General features: G+C 67.7%; 1 protein-coding gene. It reads left to right on the plus strand.

Annotated features, from left to right (window positions below):
• The coding region (locus BraRD5C2_RS33545) for a transposase (RefSeq protein WP_223975711.1) at nucleotides 1–322 on the plus strand (322 nt) is incomplete at both ends.

The raw sequence follows: 322 nt of genomic DNA on the forward strand, positions 1-322 counted from the left end.
CTGGCGCGCCAAGGAGGAACTGCTGGTCAGCTTTCCTGGCGTGAGCAACACCCTCGCGCGGACCTTCCTTGCCGAGGTGCCGGAACTCGGCGCACTCAATCGGCGCCAGATCGCGAGCCTCGCCGGTCTTGCCCCGTTCACCCGCCAGTCGGGCCGCTGGAAGGGCAAGAGCATGATCGGCGGCGGAAGAGCCAAGCTGCGCGCGGGGCTCTACATGGCCGCTCTGTCGGCCAGCCGGTACCATCCGCAGCTCAAGGTCTTCTATCGGCGCCTGGTGACCGCTGGAAAGCCCAAGATGGTCGCCCTCATCGCCGTTGCGCGC

Origin of the sequence: Bradyrhizobium sp. RD5-C2 (genome assembly GCF_019972155.1) — a bacterium.
Lineage (GTDB): Bacteria > Pseudomonadota > Alphaproteobacteria > Rhizobiales > Xanthobacteraceae > Bradyrhizobium.